The organism is Cognatilysobacter segetis, from assembly GCF_004359965.1.
In the GTDB taxonomy this organism is placed as follows: Bacteria; Pseudomonadota; Gammaproteobacteria; order Xanthomonadales; family Xanthomonadaceae; genus Cognatilysobacter; species Cognatilysobacter segetis.
In genome coordinates this window covers 1-1,731 of record NZ_SMRQ01000129.1, presented here as the reverse complement: position 1 = coordinate 1,731, position 1,731 = coordinate 1, and the positions used below count along the sequence as shown (strand labels likewise).

Sequence of the window (1,731 nt, the reverse complement as noted above, 5' to 3'; positions counted from 1 at the left end):
CACGGAGTAGAAGAATGAACAAAGCCGATTTTGTCGCGGCTATCGCCGATGCCGCCGAACTGTCGCGCACGGAAGCCGCCAATGCCGTCGACGCGATGGTCAGCGTGATCACCAAGACCCTGAAGAAGGGCGAGACGGTGACCCTCGTGGGCTTCGGGACGTTCGAGGTCCGCTCGCGTGCCGCGCGTCAGGGTCGCAACCCGAAGACGGGCGAGACGATCAAGATCGCTGCTTCGAAGAATCCGTCGTTCAAGGCTGGCAAGGCCCTGAAGGACGCTGTAAACTAAATAGCTCGCCCGCCAGCGCCGCTTGTGGCTGGTCGATCCGGGTGCTTAGCTCAGTGGTAGAGCGTCTCCTTTACACGGAGAGGGTCGGGGGTTCGAAACCCTCAGCACCCACCACGGCGGCACTGCAGGCGAAGAGTTTGAGCGCGGAGCGGTAGTTCAGTCGGTTAGAATGCTGGCCTGTCACGCCGGAGGTCGCGGGTTCGAGTCCCGTCCGCTCCGCCAGTTGTTCCGGAGGCGCCGTTCGCGGCGCCTTCGTTTTCCGGACCGCACGCCGGGCAGCAATGCGAATGTCGCGGGCAGCTGCACAGCTGTCGAGCAGTAGAAATGGAGCGGTAGTTCAGTCGGTTAGAATGCTGGCCTGTCACGCCGGAGGTCGCGGGTTCGAGTCCCGTCCGCTCCGCCAGTTGTTCCGGAGGCGCCGTTCGCGGCGCCTTCGTTTTCCGGACCGCACGCCGGGCAGCAATGCGAATGTCGCGGGCAGCTGCACAGCTGTCGAGCAGTAGAAATGGAGCGGTAGTTCAGTCGGTTAGAATGCTGGCCTGTCACGCCGGAGGTCGCGGGTTCGAGTCCCGTCCGCTCCGCCAGTTGTTCCGGAGGCGCCGTTCGCGGCGCCTTCGTTTTCCGGACCGCACGCCGGGCAGCAATGCGAATGTCGCGGGCAGCTGCACAGCTGTCGAGCAGTAGAAATGGAGCGGTAGTTCAGTCGGTTAGAATGCTGGCCTGTCACGCCGGAGGTCGCGGGTTCGAGTCCCGTCCGCTCCGCCAGTTGTTCCGGAGGCGCCGTTCGCGGCGCCTTCGTTTTCCGGACCGCACGCCGGGCAGCAATGCGAATGTCGCGGGCAGCTGCACAGCTGTCGAGCAGTAGAAATGGAGCGGTAGTTCAGTCGGTTAGAATGCTGGCCTGTCACGCCGGAGGTCGCGGGTTCGAGTCCCGTCCGCTCCGCCAGTTGTTCCGGAGGCGCCGTTCGCGGCGCCTTCGTTTTCCGGACCGCACGCCGGGCAGCAATGCGAATGTCGCGGGCAGCTGCACAGCTGTCGAGCAGTAGAAATGGAGCGGTAGTTCAGTCGGTTAGAATGCTGGCCTGTCACGCCGGAGGTCGCGGGTTCGAGTCCCGTCCGCTCCGCCAGTTGTTCCGGAGGCGCCGTTCGCGGCGCCTTCGTTTTCCGGACCGCACGCCGGGCAGCAATGCGAATGTCGCGGGCAGCTGCACAGCTGTCGAGCAGTAGAAATGGAGCGGTAGTTCAGTCGGTTAGAATGCTGGCCTGTCACGCCGGAGGTCGCGGGTTCGAGTCCCGTCCGCTCCGCCAGTTGTTCCGGAGGCGCCGTTCGCGGCGCCTTCGTTTTCCGGACCGCACGCCGGGCAGCAATGCGAATGTCGCGGGCAGCTGCACAGCTGTCGAGCAGTAGAAATGGAGCGGTAGTTCAGTCGGTTAGAATGCTGGC

The 1,731-nt window shown here is 64.2% G+C and carries 1 protein-coding gene and 8 tRNA genes; all 9 read left to right on the top strand.

Annotation, left to right across the window (positions count from 1 at the left end; translation table 11 throughout):
• Window positions 1-14: 14 nt before the first annotated feature.
• The 9 genes from E4F61_RS14270 (at window position 15) to E4F61_RS14230 (ending at window position 1,595) form a co-directional block, all read left to right on the top strand.
• Complete coding sequence (locus E4F61_RS14270; protein ID WP_133479882.1) at window positions 15-287, top strand: HU family DNA-binding protein; 273 nt, start codon at window positions 15-17, stop codon at window positions 285-287.
• Window positions 288-326: 39 nt separating this feature from the next.
• Window positions 327-401: transfer RNA gene (locus tag E4F61_RS14265), tRNA-Val, on the top strand.
• Window positions 402-432: 31 nt separating this feature from the next.
• Window positions 433-509: transfer RNA gene (locus E4F61_RS14260), tRNA-Asp, on the top strand.
• A gap of 104 nt (window positions 510-613) precedes the next feature.
• A tRNA-Asp gene (locus E4F61_RS14255) sits at window positions 614-690 on the top strand.
• A gap of 104 nt (window positions 691-794) precedes the next feature.
• Window positions 795-871 (top strand) — tRNA-Asp (locus tag E4F61_RS14250).
• A 104-nt stretch (window positions 872-975) separates the two neighbouring features.
• Window positions 976-1,052: transfer RNA gene (locus E4F61_RS14245), tRNA-Asp, on the top strand.
• A 104-nt stretch (window positions 1,053-1,156) separates the two neighbouring features.
• Window positions 1,157-1,233 (top strand) — tRNA-Asp (locus tag E4F61_RS14240).
• A gap of 104 nt (window positions 1,234-1,337) precedes the next feature.
• A tRNA-Asp gene (locus E4F61_RS14235) sits at window positions 1,338-1,414 on the top strand.
• Window positions 1,415-1,518: 104 nt separating this feature from the next.
• Window positions 1,519-1,595 (top strand) — tRNA-Asp (locus E4F61_RS14230).
• Window positions 1,596-1,731 lie beyond the last annotated feature (136 nt).